The 15756-nt window shown below is 44.4% G+C and carries 9 protein-coding genes; 2 read left to right on the top strand and 7 right to left on the bottom strand.

The annotated features are described in order from the left end of the window. The first annotated feature begins 2 nt into the window (after window positions 1-2). Window positions 3-995: a hypothetical protein gene (locus AC4IE7_RS02445; protein ID WP_490775208.1), complete on the top strand. Its 993-nt coding sequence runs from the start codon at window positions 3-5 to the stop codon at window positions 993-995. Here the strand turns inward: AC4IE7_RS02445 and AC4IE7_RS02440 are convergent. The 4 genes from AC4IE7_RS02440 to efpL all read right to left on the bottom strand — a co-directional run bounded on the left by AC4IE7_RS02440 (window position 992) and on the right by efpL (window position 12432). Further along, window positions 992-1747: a metallophosphoesterase family protein gene (locus AC4IE7_RS02440; protein WP_490775207.1), complete on the bottom strand. Its 756-nt coding sequence runs from the start codon at window positions 1745-1747 to the stop codon at window positions 992-994. The genes AC4IE7_RS02445 and AC4IE7_RS02440 overlap by 4 nt on opposite strands. Window positions 1748-1859: 112 nt before the next feature. Beyond that, entirely contained in the window at window positions 1860-3608 is a 1749-nt protein-coding gene (locus AC4IE7_RS02435) for a mechanosensitive ion channel family protein (protein ID WP_490775206.1), read from the bottom strand. Window positions 3609-4345: 737 nt separating this feature from the next. Further along, window positions 4346-11656, bottom strand: coding sequence for a beta-ketoacyl synthase N-terminal-like domain-containing protein (locus AC4IE7_RS02430; protein ID WP_490775205.1), 7311 nt, complete (start codon window positions 11654-11656; stop codon window positions 4346-4348). Window positions 11657-11865: 209 nt separating this feature from the next. Further along, window positions 11866-12432: an elongation factor P-like protein EfpL gene (efpL, locus tag AC4IE7_RS02425; protein WP_490775204.1), complete on the bottom strand. Its 567-nt coding sequence runs from the start codon at window positions 12430-12432 to the stop codon at window positions 11866-11868. Window positions 12433-12774: 342 nt separating this feature from the next. Between efpL and AC4IE7_RS02420 the strand changes: the two genes are divergently transcribed. Then, entirely contained in the window at window positions 12775-13170 is a 396-nt protein-coding gene (locus tag AC4IE7_RS02420; protein ID WP_490775203.1) for a hypothetical protein, read from the top strand. Between the two features lie 123 nt (window positions 13171-13293). Here the strand turns inward: AC4IE7_RS02420 and AC4IE7_RS02415 are convergent, their stop codons facing one another. The 3 genes from AC4IE7_RS02415 to AC4IE7_RS02405 form a co-directional block, all read right to left on the bottom strand. Further along, entirely contained in the window at window positions 13294-13659 is a 366-nt protein-coding gene (locus AC4IE7_RS02415; RefSeq protein ID WP_490775202.1) for a hypothetical protein, read from the bottom strand. Window positions 13660-13709: 50 nt separating this feature from the next. Further along, a complete protein-coding gene (locus tag AC4IE7_RS02410; RefSeq protein ID WP_490775201.1) occupies window positions 13710-15143 on the bottom strand; it encodes a hypothetical protein in 1434 nt (477 codons plus the stop codon). Between the two features lie 116 nt (window positions 15144-15259). Continuing rightward, window positions 15260-15754, bottom strand: coding sequence for a V-type ATP synthase subunit E family protein (locus AC4IE7_RS02405; protein ID WP_490775200.1), 495 nt, complete (start codon window positions 15752-15754; stop codon window positions 15260-15262). Between the last annotated feature and the right edge of the window lie 2 nt (window positions 15755-15756).

Genomic DNA, 15756 nt, shown 5'->3' with positions numbered 1-15756 from the left:
TCATGAAGCGATCACAGATCCGTCACGCGGCAACCTTTCCCACTAAGGGCGAGCGTGGTATTGAATATATCGAACTGGCTGGTGTGATCGATGTTAAAGGTCGATTTCATACCTTGCCGATACGGTCTAAAGCGGTAGTCCGGTCACAATCCAGATCGTTTCAAATGCAGGAAGAGCCGCCACTCGAGCTTGAACTGCTGGATAAATCGGGCAAGGTATTGAGTCGAGAAAAAGTGATGCAACACCATCCAGTGGTTTGTGCCCGTCAGGATCCCGGCTGGTGTCTGGTGCGAGGGCGTATTGCATTGGTTAGTGGAGCCTACAGCTTAAGACTCAACCGTGCAGATCGAGTCATCATAGAGCGGTTAATAACGGATGCACCAAGGCTTACTCTTGATTGGCCACATAAGCGGGTTTCACGCAAAAAAAGCTTCACCCTGGAGTTGGATTATTCGACACCGGAAGAGGGTGCGTTGATCGAGGTTCATTTGATCTGTGATGGCAGCCGTTCCCGCTTTATTGGTGCCGGTAGACCAAACAAAAAACTGACACTACGATTTGATGATCTGCCCGGAGGCAAAGCCTGTCAGTTGTCAGTGACCTACTCCAACGGAGTTCGCAGCACTACTGTGTTGAGTGAGTCGTTTGAGCTTGCGCCAAGGCGGGGGCGTGTTGAGCTGGTTCATCCGGAGGAGGATGTAAAAGTACCCTCATGGCAGCCGATCCCACTCTATGCCAGATACTCTTCTGCTGAGATGGATAGTCCGAAAGAGACGCGAAAGGTGGTTGCGGAGTTGGTATGGAAACTTGATGGACAAGAGGTAGGGCGAGGACCGAGAGGATTACTTGCGGCACAGGATGAAGGTAAACATCGTCTGACTTTACATGCGAATGGCAAAGAGATTGAATCCCGGAAAATCCATATAGAGAAGTCAAAGAAGAGTGCAGGGTTGGCAGCGTTTGAATGGTACAAAATCTATGACGCACCACACTAGGTGATTTCCAAAAGCCGTTTTGCGGTGATGCGAAATTCTGAAGGGTAACCAAAAGCATTGTTGATATATTCGATGTTGTCTATTGTTGTTCTGCAGTTGACATGGCTATGTCCATAGATATGGATGTTTGCGTTCAGGTTGCGTATCTGCTGATCAAGTAGCGGGCTGCCTAAAACCGGGTATATGTCACGGAATCTTTTAGGGATATAGCTCGGCATTAAATCGATACGTGGCAGGAAATGTGAAAAGGTGATAACGGTTTGAGAGTCAGGCCGCTTAGTGACCTCATTCTTCTGCAGGAAAAAACCATTTTGAGCAGATGGGGTGTCTAATGCTTCAGGCCATTTGCAATGGGTAAAGTCCATCCATCTAGCCAGCAACGCCTCACTCATCTCACCAAAACTCAGATCGTACCAGGAAAAGAGAGGTATGATGGATATCCCCTGTATCGTCATTTGTTCCGTTATCACGCCATGCTGCTGAGCCAATGACAGAAGTTCGGAAAACTTATTGATAGAGTCTGTCTGTGACTCACCTCTAACCCATATATCGTGATTGCCAGGCACATAAAAAACGAATTTAAACTTACTGCTCAATTGTTCGAAACATTTAGCAGTACGGGGTGTTGAATCTGAAATGTCACCCGCCAGGATCAGAGCATCATCGACATAGTCAGAGTGGGAAAGTGATTCAAGCCAGCGATCATTCTCTTTGTAGTCGATGTGGATGTCAGAGATCGTGAAAATTCTCATAGAGTGGATGGGGTGCTCTGGTTATTAATGGACATTCGACGCCTTAGGGTGTTTTGGTGGGGCATGGCCCCACCCTACCCGAGAATAAAATTTGTCATTCAGCAAGACTGCTCTAACGAATAATGACAGGCGGTGGTTTTACACCGATTCCAGTAGTCTCTGCAACAATCTTCTGTGCAAGGGATTGACCCAGTTCCTGTGCCTCGGTCTGTTGCATCTCAGCGTTTGCTCCCGCTTCCTCACCCTCCTGTTTCATATAGAGTGTCTGCGTGGGGAAGGCGAACTCGACTCCGAGCCCTTGAGCCAGACGAAGAATATCCAACATAAAGCGGTGACGCTCTCGTAATTCAGTGCTCCACTCCGGAGTCTCCCAAAAGACATAGAGCAACACATCCAGAGAGGAAGCGGCAAACTCATTCAGGTAGACGTGATAGTAGTCTTTACGCATATAGGGGTGTTGCCGTACCAACTCTCTAACGCCTTCACAAAAGGCTTCGATACGATCTGGTGGCGTGTCATAAGTGAGCGAAAGCTTGCAGGATAGACGGCGATAGCGACGTTCGCCCATATTGTCCACTGTGGCGGTAATGAATTTTGAGTTGGGAACGGTGACCACCGAATTGTAGAAGGTTCTGATCCGGGTGCTGCGAAAACCGATCCGTTCAACGCTGCCTTCAGCGCCATCGACAATGACCCAGTCTCCAACCGAGAATGTGCGATCCATCAAAACTGTTACCGAACCAAACAGGTTCTGAACCATATCCTTGGCAGCCAAAGCAAAGGCCAGACCACCAAGACCAAGGCCGGCGAGCAGACTTGAAATGTCGACGTTGAGATTATCGGCGATGAAAACAAAGCCGATCACAGTAACGAATATCTTCAGTGTTCTGGGTATCAGTGGGACCAGCGCATCGTCCAGTTTATTGTCGGTAAGCTGAGCGCGCTTGTGTAAAAATGCTGAGACCAGATCAACCAGGCGATAAGCTGCCCAGACGCCAGAGATACTGGCGAGAAACTTAACCGCCACCAGCAGTATCAGCATTATATTTTCAGTCAGCCCTATCAGATTGATACCACTCCACCAGATGAGTGCCATCGCCATCAGGCCCAGGGGGCGAAGAATATCCTCAGAGATCTCCTTGAACTCATTATGGATGGTTTTATTACGCCAGCTGCGAACGCCGGAGCGTAGAAAAGAGGAGAGCAGTTTGTCGGCTATAACACCCAGAAGAATGGTTCCGAAAAGAGCTAGCCATTGCCAGTTAGGTAGTAAAAAGGTAGAAGATTTCAGCGAGTCAGGGATCTTCTGACGAAAACGGATGTGCCAGGGAATCTTGCTGGACTCTTCATCTTTGCCACTGACCCGATCGGTATCGGCAACCTCATCCAGGATGGCTGCTAATTGGCTGACGGTGTTTTGATCAAACAGCCAGGCACCGGACTCTGTGCGAGCAATTCTAATATCTCCATTTTCATAGCTGTGAAAGAGATAGGTTTGTCCATCGGGATTGTTTGGGATTTTATCCAATTCAATTACCCGAGTTCGATCCAGAACCTCGATCAACATCCAGGAGAGATCGCTACCCTGTTCCTTCCTTACCAGAGAGTTGATGCTGGAGAGATCCAGGGTAGAGATTGCAGCCTCAATACGTTCTGGTGATCCCCGTTTGATGTCGTTCATGGCATGGAGAAAGGTCTCCATGGTGGCACGAGGGGATTTCAGGGTTTGCGGGATGGTTACAGATTCAGTTTTACTCTCTTCAGGGTTGGTTTCAGAGGTCTCTTCCGCCCAGCTGCTGTTAATCAGACAGGTGAGAAGGAGAATGAAGAGGAGTGTGTTGAGGTGGTTTATCCGGTACATGTGTCTATTTCTTGAGTGTTATTTAATCTGGAGGTTAGTGTACCTCGTCATAGATTCTGTACCATTCAGAGCGGGCGTATTGGGGCGGCTCCCTCCGGGCGAGCCTGGAAGGGGTTATCCGCGGTGTTATGCCTCTTGGCAAGGGAGGGGCCATTCCCTGCGAGGCATGCCTTGCACCCCAAGGGCACTTCCTTCGGGGCGCGGCTAACCCCTTCCAGACTCGCTGAATGGTACAGAATCTATGACGAGGTGCACTAGTTTAACCTAAAAAAGATCAGTTGGACGGCACGAAGTGTGCGTTTGTGGTGGTGCAGGGCAAGGGTCGCTCCTGCACATCCCTGTGCCCGCTACACTTGTGGCGTCTCTGCACAGCGCGCAACGACGCGGAATAGTTCGCTATTCCAAGGAGTTGCAAAACAGCCACGCGTCGTCACAAATGTGTAATTCACAGTGTAGCGTTTTTTTTAGCCACCAAGTGACCATGTGCATCGAAGCTATTTTCACCCTAATCCGCTCAAAAGTTGCAGTGGGGGCGATCTGGATCGTCTCCCGAGGTCTCCGGTACTCGTCTTCCCGTTTTTTGAGGTCTATTTTTAGATACATAGGCTGTGTATGGAGTTACAGGAGCAGCTCCGATGCCATTAATTGATGCAGTGGGACTATCCCTTATAGAGAACCTCTACACTCTTGTCGACAGGCTTAAAACCCTGAAGGCGACATACTCAGTCGTCGGGTTACTAGTAATAGTTGGTTAACTTTATTTTGCGGATATCATGAGGGCCATCGACTACCTCAACTCTTTGTGCAAAATCTTCGGATTTTTCATAGCTCCAGCAGATAGGATCTTTCGATGGCAAAACTATCAAGTCTACTGGCGCATGTTCTCTTTCATGAAAATCATCAGCCATTAAAAAACTGATCTGTTTCTTGATGGCTGTGAATGGAATTAGTGAATAATCGCCCCAAACAGGTAGTGTTTTAATTTGTGACATGCCTTCATTGATTTTTAACTGATTTAAATCATCTATCTTCATATCTTTTAATGGAGAAAAAACAGCTTCTTCCGGCGGTGAGATGGTCGTGGTCGTTATCTTGGTGTTGGCTCTTTCAAATGTTGTGGAATGAACAAGCCTGTGTAGTATCGAAGCACCTGTACTGTAGCCTATTATTTTTATAGTAGTTACATTATCAGGTAAACTATGTAAATGATTATTCCAGAGCGTGGCGAGTTGATCGATGGATTCTGTATGCTCGTATCGAACAGCAAAGACACTTTTGCCAACAGCTGGTGGATATATGCTGATCGGCTCAAACGGATCGGCAAATAAACCGGTGATGAAATAGATGACACTGTTCTGTATATCACCTGTATCGAAGCGATCGAAAACAGGGAACTCCCTGTCAGCTATGAAGTTATAAGTAATTTGGTTGGGTATATTTGAATTACTGTTCTCATCGAATAGTGTTTTGAGTTGGGTGAAGCTTAAATCCTTTACTTTTGCCAAAGGTACTTGAATATGGTATTCGCGTTCAAGTTTCTGCACAATTTCAACACCCATTAACGAATCAATACCGTAGTCCAGAAATAGTTTCTTCTCATCGAGCTTAGTATCGTGGTTTAAACCGAGAATACTTTTGATGCTTTTAGTTAATGTATCAAAATCTCCAACTTCAATACTGCTTATGGGGGCGATGCCTTGAGTTGATAAATCTTTATTAAGCGGCACGTAGCTAGCTACGACAGGTGGGCTGCCACATAGGATCTTATTTAATGATGAGAGGCAGGATTTAAGGCTCTGCTCCTGGGTTGCCAGTGCTTCAATGTGGACCTTCTCTCTGTTCTCAGATACGAACCCAACATCCCCAATTTCTCCCCACTGTATCGAGGTTGCAGGTAGCCCATCGTTTCTACGCTTGGTTGAAATAAGATCTAATGCACTATTTGCATAACCATATGCAGATTGGCCAGGATTACCAAGGCTGGCAACCAGTGAAGAGAATATTACAAAATGTTGCAGATGCTCGCAGTAGAGTCGCGTCAGTATGTCGATATTTGATGCGGCATCGACTTTTGTAGTTACAACCTTCTTATAATCTTCATGGGATTGGTTTATATAGAAGGCATCTTGCAAAACCATGGCGAGGTGGAATATGCCAGCTATTGGCGAAACATCATTGAGTTCCAGAAGTAGGTCCTGTGCCTGTTCCCTAAATGCGACATTCTTGGTTGAAATAATGACATTGATACCCAGGGATCTGAAATAGTCGACTCGCAGGCGCTGATATCCGTTTGTTATTCCCCGCCGAGAGGTTAGGCAAATTGTTTTCGCGCCTCTTTGAATTAACCAGTCAGCCAGCTCCAATCCAAATCCACCCAGTCCACCGGTAATTAAATAGGCCCGTCTGGGATCGCACCAGAATTTTTGTTGGCATACCAGGAGTTCCTGTTTTGTGGCAAGTTCTTGCTCGTCCTTCACTTTTATGATGACTTTGCCTATGTGCTTACCATTTGCCATAAAACGGAAGGCATTTTCAAGATCAGTATGGTGAAATTGATGGTTGGTGAGTGGTTTTACCATGCCATTTGAAATGCCATCAGCCAGCAGGCTATTGACTAGTGCAAGTTCATCGCCATCCTCAAGAATAATGTTGTTGACGCCAACGCCTTTGACAGAGCAGTCACGAAGCAGAATCTCCATGCCGATCTGGGTGTTGTTGTTTGCATCATATTTGCCGATCTCCAGGAATTTGCCAAAACTGTCCAGAAGCCTCAATCCAGTTTTTAATTTATCGTCAGATAAGGAGTTGAGTATTAGATTGACCCCCTTACCTTTGGTCAGGTTCATGATCTCTTTTTCGAACTTGGTATCTCTTGAACTGAATATGTGGCTATCAGGAATCTCAGGAAACATCGAATTGATGAATTTGCGCTTCTCATCATTACCTACAGTAATAAATATTTCGCACTCATGGTGAAGCGCAACACGGATTGCTGCCTGACCGACACCACCTGATCCAGAGTGGATCAGTACTCTATGACCAGTTTTAATTTGGCCCCGAATAACCAGGGCTAATATGGCGGTCATGTAGACAACCGGGACTGTAGCGGCTTCTGCCAGAGACCACTCTTCGGGTATCTCCCAGATGTGATGTCTGCTGCAGCTCTTAAGTTTGATTTTTGTCTTCTGGTTGAGGCCAAGGTAGCCCATTACACGTTGACCACTGGTACTGATTCCTGAAAACTCACCACCGATCGGAATTTCGAGTCGTTCATCAAATGCAGATGATGGCAGTTTGCCGCTGGCAAGCATGACGTCTTTAAAATTCAGGCCGCAGTAATAGACGTCGTAATCATGATCTGATTCAAGGTGCTGTGGGCTGGTTGTCCACTTGAGACTGGATAAATCACCCAGTTGTGAAACTACCATGGTTGCATTCCCAGACAAAACTTCGTCAGAAGGTTTGAAATTATGATAACGATAAGAGCCCCATTCTCCCTCCTTGAAAACATTCATGAACAGATCTTTCTCATAAGCTTGCGTTAACATAGTCGGTGATGGCATGTTGTTATCTTCGAAAAAGAGACATCTGAGGCTTTTGGTTTCCTCTTTTCGAAGGCAGTTCATCATTCCAGGAAGACCAGGTGTTGTTTTTGCATCGCCAGAGACCCAAATGCGCTGGTTGTTGGCCTCTTCTTGTGCGGTTAATGAATGTTGTATCTTTTTGCGAAATTCTGCCGTGTAGTCGTTGTATTGAATAGATTTGTGTGCGTTTGATCTCTTTTTTCTACACAAATAGAGGGTCAGAAGTATGCCGTCATCTTTGATGGATACAATCTCAAACCCTGCCTGCTTGAGTAGTTGTTGCCATGTCTCGTGGGTAACCAGAGCGCCATAGCTACGGACGTCAGGATCGTTGTAATCCCAAAGTTCGTCGATGAAGCCCCACATGCAGGCATTTTGTGCGCCACCATGCGTTGTTTCGTGAAGAAGAAAAAATCCATCATCATTCAAAGCATGATAAATATGCTGTAATGAATTCAGAATATTGTCAGCAGCATGGATAGCATTACTTGCGACAATCAGGTCTAAATCTTCTCCTACATTGGCGGGCGCCTGCTGGTCAATGTCCCAGATTTCAAAGCGAGTTATTGCTGAATATTGCTTGAATTCATCTTCTAGTGGTTTAAAAAAACCGCTAGATATGTCAGTGATAAAGTAGGTATCTTCAGTGGACTGTATCAATGGTAGCAAGTGGCTTGTTATGCCGCCGGTGCCTGCGCCAATCTCACATACCTTTAGGGGCTTTTTATGGGGTATGTTTTCCAAAAAAACAAAATGGAGTTCTTCCAGGTAACCCTCAGAAAACAGATACGAACCTGCCAAGTCATTATTGTAAAGTGAGCGATACTCGTTAAAAGAGAGTATTGCAGAAAGTGGCTCATCGCGAAGTATTTCCGGATTGCTATATAGATGCTGCGCCAGCCTTAACGATATCCCTCGAGGATGGTTTAAATAGTATTCGAGTTTGCTCTTATCTATTTCAGTGTATTGTAATTCCTTGATCTGTTGTTCGAGTTGAAGAATGTGAGGAGGGAGTGGCTTGGAGTCAAGTTTTAATTCTTTGATAACACGCTGCGCGTTGTTGAATATATACTGTGTTGTCAGCTTAATGTAATTCCTGATCTCATCATTTGCTTTTTCATTGAATATATTAGACTCAAAATAGGGTGTAAACTCATAGCTTTTCAGTGCACTGATTGTGCGATCTTTGTGTGGTGGTATTACGGTAAATTTTGCGCCTTCAACTAATATTGAATGGGTATAGAATTGATTTAAGTAGGGCTCGGAATAGGCGGGCAATATCGAGTAATCAGGTTGCCGCGTAGGATCTATATTGATCTTTCTGACAAAAACAGGAATCTTGGTTTGCCTCTTTGTATCCCGGACAATGGTTGTATGAACAAGACAATCCAGGAATGTTGCCCAATTTCCATCCCAGTGAATTTTGATTACACTGCCATCCTGGCTGATGCTTTCAACTTTCTTGAATTCAGGGCCGTAGTCATAACCACGAAGTCTCAGTTCTTTATACAAGTCGTGGCTTGTTAAGAATGACTCCCCTTCATACTCTGCGATGGATTGCTCTACCTGGTCCCCAATGCTCCAGGCGTCCTGGTCAGTGACTGTTACATGACCGTGTACAACCAGATTACTACCCTCGGTTACTTCAAATGATTCAGATACCGGGAGATAGCGTACTGTCAGAGTGATTTTGCCACTCTTACTTAGTGTGGTTGCTCGTTTTAGTGTTACATCTCTGAACTCGACAGGCGTCTCATCCAATTTGCGCATTTCTATTTCTGCTAAGGTTTGCCAGACAAGATAGAGATACCCCACACCTGGAAATATTATTTTACCATTTAATACATGGTCAGAGATGAAGGCATATTGCTCGTCTTTTAGGTCTATCTCGAAGTTGCGCTCATATTTTCCTGAGGAGTTGGGGTTATAGTGAAAAAAGTCAGCAACCTCCCAGTCGGCATCATGGTTCCAGTCTACTCTATGAAGCGAAGGTAGAGATCTTGAGTAGCACTCTTCATCCTCTGGGTACAAGGCAGGCCAGGCTATGTCCTGGCCTAAACAGAATAGTTTGCCCACGGCTTGATGAAAGCTATCGGTATTGTCAGAGTTTCTGCGCATTAAACCCATATAGTTGATGGCAGGTTTTTGCGCGGTAATTAGAGAACTCAATAGCAAATGAGGCCCAACTTCAATAACTGTTGCATTGTCTGGGATATTCTCAATGCCCTGTTTGAAGTGAACCTGGCAAAGCAGGTTGTCGACAAAGTAATCAGTTGAAGCATATTCAGCCTTATGCCAATCATCTTTCGGATGGCATGTGCATATCCATTTTTTCGATCTTGCTTTGGGCTGGATAATAATCTTTTCAAGTTTAGAGCGAAATGCTGCTTCGGCTGGTGCAATCATTGGGCTATGAAAGGCTATACCGGCAGACTTTACATGCCTAACCTCAATATCTCTTCTTTTCAGACCCTCTGACCACTCAGCTATTTTATCTGTTGGGCCTGAAAATGTTACGCTCTGGTCATTATTATGGCAGGCAGGGAAAATATCTTCGTTACTCAATTCTTGAGCCGATAACCAATCAATGGCAACACTAGCCATACTGCCTTTTGCTGAAGGCGTCTCCTCAACTACCCGGCCTCTCCAGTAGGCAATTTCCATGGCTTGTTCTTTTGTTATTGCACCATCAGCATAGGCTGCTGCAATTTCACCAATGCTATGCCCAACAAAACCATCAGCCAGAATATTAAGTTCTTGAAAAGCATCAATAAATGCTATCTGAATAGCTGCTATACCAATGAATGAGTTTAACGCAGTATCAAATGAATCAGATCTGGAGCTGGTTAATAGCCCTGCCAGATTGAAGTCAAACTGTGTTAGATGATCATGGCAGGCCAAGAGTGACTTATTCAGGATAGGGACATTGAGCAGTGCTTTACCCATCCCTTGCCACTGAGAGCCCATACCATTAAATACATACCATATCTCGTTTTGGGTGCTGTCTTTTTCTCCACTGATAGTTTGAACATTACCGTTTGAGTTTATAAGCAAGCAGTGTCGATAGGGGAATTTTGCAGTTGGACGATTGGCGATATTCCGTTGATGACTTGCTATGTCAAGAGAAGTTGATGAAATTCTCTTCAATGACTCAATGATTGTTCGATGTCCATCTTCGGTGCGACAGGTAACAGGGATAATTTGAATCGGCTGATAATCTTCAGTGGTTGCTTTGGATGCCTTATATTTTGCTAGAACTGCATGCGCATTCGTACCACCGAAACCAAAGCTGTTGACTCCAAGAATCCCTCCACAATATTTTTGATTACTGGTAACAACATTAATCCGCCCATTATGCAGTCCGGGTATTTTTTCGTTAGGTTGATTAAAGTGGAGGTTGGCAGGTATTGTATTGTGCTCCATGGCGAGGAGTAGTTTGATCAGGCCAGCCATTGCTGCAGCACCCTCAGAGTGACCCATATTGGATTTGACTGATCCTATGTTGAGGGGTTTGTTCCGCTCTTCAGTAAAACGGGACAGAGCATTCACCTCTTGTGGGTCACCTGCTGGTGTGCCTGTGCCATGTGCTTCTATGTATTCGATCTCCTGGAGGTCTATATCTGCCCTTTTATAGGTCTCTTCCAATAGTGCCTGGTGTGCAGAGCCGTTAGGGAATGTGATCCCTTCAGTAGTATGTCCATCGCTGTTTACACCTGAAGCTAATAGTACTGCACGCCTCCTCGCTTTGATTCCTTCTCTTGTCAGAAAAAGTACACCGATTCCCTCTGAACGGACGTAGCCTTTACCGTTATTGTCAAATGAGCGACAAACACCGTCACTTCCAACCATTTGCAATTTATGAAAGCCTAAACTTATGGCTGGATTTAAAATAATGTTTGTTCCACCAACAAGAGCGTAATCACAGCGGCCTTCCCGTATTGAGTTTAATGCGGCATCTAATGCGACAAGGGACGATGAACAGGCAGTGTCTATCGTCATAGACGGGCCTGTAAAGTTGTAGTAGAAGGAGAGGCGGTTGGCAAACATCGACAGAGTAGTGCCAGTATTTTCGTAACCGCTGAATTTATGAAGCTGATTACTGAAATTTGATTGAGAGTCGCTGGAGTGGGCGCCGATGAAGACGCCGACTTTTTTTGTTTTCAGGGATTCGGGTTGCAGGCCTGAATCTAGAATTGCTTCATAGCTTACTTCAAGCAACTTTCGAAGCTGGGGGTCCATTTTATGGGCCTGTTTTGGGTGCACTTCAAAAAAATCGGCATCAAATTTTTCGATGTCTTGAAGTGTGCCTAGTCTCTTCGGTATACCAAAGGCCCCACTGGGCCAACGCTTTGGCTCATTCGAAACCATATCCACGTGATTGGTGAGATTGTTCCAGAACATTTCTGGTGAGTCGGATTTTGGAAAACGGCATGAGAAGCCGCTTATATAGACTTTACGAGCCACTGTAAGCACTCCATTGCATCAATTATCATTGTGTTTTATTTAGTGCATATTAAATTTTTGAAATCAATCCGGCTTTTAGCATCCCTTACAAAAGTTTCGAGATTAATCACACATATTTAAACATCATTGGCTATTAATGGGGCCGTACTATCTGATTAAAGCTCTCATTACCTAATGAGGTTAACTACCCAGTCTGAGCTGAAGGATTGTTAAGCTCGTGACATGAATTTTCCTGTACTGGTGTTGATCTTGATGGTTTCACCTGGTTCCAGGTATTCAGGTACTTGAATTTCGAGTCCTGTAGCCAGGGTTGCCGGTTTGTTACGTCCTGTAGCGGTAGCACCCTTGATGCCGGGTGCAGTATCAACGATATCCATGTTGACCGTGGGTGGCAATTCGATGGCCATTAATGCACCGTCCACCAAAAGAGCGGTTATTCCTTCCAGGCCATCGGTTATATAGGGGATCTCATCCTCCAGCTCATTTTCATTGAGACTGTATTGGCTGTAGTCATCCAGGTTCATGAAGACATAATCCTCCCCGTCCTTGTATGAGTATTGAACTGCCGTGCGCAAACAGTCAGCCTCTTTCAGCATGTCGTCGCCTTTATAGGATTCATCCAGTTTCTGGCCAGTTTTCAGGTTGGTAAAGCGAATCTTGTAGAGGGTCGAGGCGCCACGGGAGGATGGGCTTTTGGCATCGACATTTTTAACGGCATGGGGTATGCCATTGATCTCTATAACGACGCCTTTTTTTAAGTCACAGGCTTTTGGCACAGGTGAATCCCCTTATAATACGAGCTTATGGTTAATCATTATTAACTAAAGTAAGTTATTGACATGTCTGGTTAAATATTGGATTTTATCACTATACTAAAGTGTAAGTTCAGTAAACCGACAAGATTTAACGAAAATCCATGTTCAACTGAAGACGCTAGGTTAAACAGTATGATTGAATCTAGGGCGGCAATTATAACCAGTAGCATCAGCAAAGCGAAATAATGAATATTTGTGCTCAATTAAATAGGAGCGATTTGCTTATTATATGGTTTCAAAACAGACACTATCGTGTATGAATAAAGTGCTAGATCAATTTCTGAATCAGATTCCTGGTTTCCGATGAACCAGTATAAGACCCTTGCGATGCTCGTTATTGGCCTCTGGTATATACTACTGGGTATTGTATTTTTCATAGTTCGTCCTGAGCTGGCATACAGCTATGGCCATTGGTTGCATGGATTTTCAAACAACCTACCTCAGATCACCGCTTCGCTAAGCCTGCCAATACTTGGCCCAGCTTTCAGCTCTACCATACAGACATACAGCACACTGTTTTGGCTTGCTTGGGGCTTGCTTTCTCTGCCACCGTTGTTGTTGTTGTACTTCGTGTGGCGCAGCAACGATAGTCAATGGGTAGTTGCTGGAACGCTTTGGAGTGGTGTCTATCTGCTGTTAACAGCGATTCTGTTAATTTTCGTTGCGTTTGGACTTTGGCTGCCTTTTTCCGTTGCTTAATAACGTGTTATAGGTACTTAAAATGAGGTTGTTTACATAAGGCTGAAGCATTTTATCCTTGTTCAATGACCCTGATAAAAAGAGTCACTTAGCGCTTTGGGATGGTACTAATAGCAGGTTTGGTCAAACACAGAGTTTCACATAGGCGATGTGGGCTGCGACTATGCCACCAAAGGTGAGGTAGATGCTGATGACCAGTGCTAGCGCCAATGAGATGATGGCAAACTGGCGGGTACGAAATGGGAATAGAATCAGGAACAGAAGGAGCGGGAGTGTGGTAATAAGATATAAACCCGGGGTTCCTAATGCTTGGTACCACTGAGTTAATAAAGGCAAGGTTTCATGGTCTGCTGTAAGGCGGATATCCTGGGAGACACCCTCCAATATTGAGACTGCAAGATAGGTCAGCGGTAGGACGAGCGGCGGCCAAAGAAGTGCTAATAGCCAGTATGCGTGGTTATTGTTTTGAACAAGGACTCGTGAATTCATTAAGCTACTTACAGTAGTAAGAGAAATAACTGATAAGCTTTTTTTGCATTTTATTCAGGTATTGTAGAGTCATAGTATCGGTTGTATTTTCTTAGCGAAAAAGTGGCATCTGAAAATATTCTGTCAGTATATTCTTTTTCAGCGTTATAAGCACCTTCACCTGAAAACCAACTCCATTTTTTCGATTGATGCTCTCCTCTTGCTCCTATTGCTGCACCCTCCGGGCTCGATATGGCACCAGCAGAGAGCAAGCCAAAGCCATGATACCATGGGCCAAGTTTATCGCCGGTTTTATCATCTGCTGGCCTAAGATTGTGAAGTTTTTTTGCTAGGCTGCTATAGGGTTTTAGTTTTTTCGCTAAGTCTGGAATTATTTCCCATTTCCCATTTCGTGCACGAGCAAACATACGTTCGATTACAGATCTTCCCTTTTTTGTATTGATCTTAAGAACAGCATGCCCGGTCATTACAGCTAAAGGATAACTTCCATCACTGACATCAAGCGATAGTTTTAAAACATCTTCTGGTAACAAGGAGTGTGGTATTGCTCGCATGATCTTTTTCTGCAACGCCACTTCTGTTGATGCGGTCATGGCTGCATAGGGATTATCATGTCGATGGTCTGGTGGAAGATCGTCTCCGGAAAGCAATTGGATAAACTTTCCTTCTCCAGCCACCATTGATACAAGTGGTGCATTTCTCAGGTACCCCCTGACTACTCCATCCCGTTGATCAGTGATAGTCTCGCCAGGTATTACAGCCTTATTATTAATGCCATTATAGGATTTTGCAGTTTCAATAAGCTTATCTACATGTATCTTAACCCAGCGCTCCCAAGCTCCTCTTGAAATTCTTTTGTCATCCAGGCCTCTAAAATCTCTCACTTCTTGAATATTCTCCTCAAGCCATGTGAGAATTAATCTATTTTGTCTACCTTGAAAGGTATTTACCTCTTTTTCATAGTCAATTTTGGCTTTAGGGTCGTAGTAGGTTTTTTTTAGTTTTTTATATTCTTTATCGAAGTCATCATAACTTAAAGGTTTTTGCTGAAGAATTTTTGTTAACTTTAATTTTTCAGCAACAGATTTGTATTTATTCGAGAAGCATTGCTTATAATTATTTTGATGGACTTTAAGTTCAGACTCTCTGATGTCATATCTCTTATTGAATTCTGTATCGCTGAGAGAGGTGTTAGCGTTAAGTCGTTTCATAGCGCTTTTGGCGTTTCTTATATCGGAATCATACTGCGAACAAGAATGGGTTTTTTTAATCCCAATTTCTAACTTGAACATTTCATGCATCAACGAAACCGTAGAGATCTGTTCGCCAAGTTTTTTTACCTCTTCTGCGGGAGGGGGGCTGCCAGTACGAGAAACGGCGGGTGATGTCGAGGCAATACATATCAGGGTAATAACAGATAGTATAAATAAGTACGAGGTATTTGATTTATTATCTAATGACTCGGACGGAATCTGCCTGCTCATATTCTTTCTCCATGCCTGACAATAAAGAAGGCATTGAAATGTTATTATAATCTATCCGCTATCTAGAAAAGCCGATAAGTTATGATCACTGCACGGGTTTGGCTTAGGGATCAGTCTTAATTCGGAGATGAACCAGGACAATAGGTATGTTTTAACCCTTTCCACTTGTTATTCTTACAGACAACACATGAACTATTTCCCGCTGTTCCGAGTGGTCCTGGAAAGAACCCCCAGTAGGGTTGACCATCTGGATAATATTTACCATTTGTTGGGTTTGGGCAATAATCATTGTACCCGCTATCCCCGTAGTCAGCGTAAGTGTCAGTTGGAGCGGTGCGCCGTCTCTCAGGAACGCTATTTACATCTGTCCCTCCCTGGTCTTCTTCAATACTAAATATCTGATTCAACATCTGCATTTGCTGATCACGGTTGCGCTTTTTCTCGAGGTTCCTTTGCTCACGTAATCTATTTTTTTCTCTTTGCGCTTCACGCTGAGCTGCCCATTTTCTGGTCAATTCGGAACTGTATTGCTCTGCTGAGCTAAGCCCAGGAGTAATTGCTGTACTCATGAAAATGATAACAATGCTAAGTATTAGAAATAGTGGTTTCATGG

It is taken from the genome of Candidatus Thiodiazotropha sp. AKAK3, from assembly GCF_058244645.1.
The sequence above is the reverse complement of the archived record's forward strand: the minus strand, read 5'-3'. Positions and strand labels throughout refer to the sequence as shown.

Coding starts and splice junctions, on each gene's coding strand:
- AC4IE7_RS02445 (WP_490775208.1), top strand. CDS start 3: ATGAAGCGATCACAGATCCGTCACGCGGCAACCTTTCCCACTAAGGGC.
- AC4IE7_RS02415 (WP_490775202.1), bottom strand. CDS start 13,659: ATGAATTCACGAGTCCTTGTTCAAAACAATAACCACGCATACTGGCTA.
- AC4IE7_RS02440 (WP_490775207.1), bottom strand. CDS start 1,747: ATGAGAATTTTCACGATCTCTGACATCCACATCGACTACAAAGAGAAT.
- AC4IE7_RS02435 (WP_490775206.1), bottom strand. CDS start 3,608: ATGTACCGGATAAACCACCTCAACACACTCCTCTTCATTCTCCTTCTC.
- AC4IE7_RS02420 (WP_490775203.1), top strand. CDS start 12,775: ATGAACCAGTATAAGACCCTTGCGATGCTCGTTATTGGCCTCTGGTAT.
- AC4IE7_RS02405 (WP_490775200.1), bottom strand. CDS start 15,754: ATGAAACCACTATTTCTAATACTTAGCATTGTTATCATTTTCATGAGT.
- AC4IE7_RS02410 (WP_490775201.1), bottom strand. CDS start 15,143: ATGAGCAGGCAGATTCCGTCCGAGTCATTAGATAATAAATCAAATACC.